1 protein-coding gene is annotated in these 461 nt (G+C 42.5%); it reads right to left on the bottom strand.

Annotated features, from left to right (window positions below; translation table 11 throughout):
* Positions 1 to 44: 44 nt before the first annotated feature.
* Entirely contained in the window at positions 45 to 332 is a 288-nt protein-coding gene (locus tag LKE08_RS15370) for a hypothetical protein (RefSeq protein ID WP_324705119.1), read from the bottom strand.
* Positions 333 to 461: the final 129 nt, after the last annotated feature.

Genomic DNA, 461 nt, shown 5'->3' with positions numbered 1-461 from the left:
GACTCGAAGATAATCAAGTTGGGAAGTTACCCAAAATGAACGGATTAGTCGCTCACGGAGATGGCAAACAAACTGGATTGTGATGTGTAGCCTTCCACGGTGAACGTGGAACCGGCAACCTTGGTATAGGTGTCGGAACCGAAAGCTTTAGCAAAACCGTCAATCTGAGCGGTGTTGCCGTCGATGTGAGTGTCGATATCTACGTCTCCGTAAACATCAAAGTTGATAAAATCGTTCTCGTAAAAAGTATAATATCCGTAGTATCCGTATCCACCGGCGACGTTGGATTCTTCGGAAACATTTTCGAGATGGCTGAGGTCGGAAATATTCATGGTTTCTCTCCAGTTAATTGATTGAGTGAATGGATTCGGGAATTTCTCTTTCCTGTCTTTAATTTAATCGAAACCTTCTCGAAACTGTTGCCAATTTGGCAGAATTATGACATTAATTTTGCCGACAAT

The sequence above is a fragment of the Lyngbya sp. CCY1209 genome (assembly GCF_035615495.1).
GTDB lineage: Bacteria > Cyanobacteriota > Cyanobacteriia > Cyanobacteriales > Microcoleaceae > Limnospira.
The sequence above is the reverse complement of the archived record's forward strand: the minus strand, read 5'-3'. Positions and strand labels throughout refer to the sequence as shown.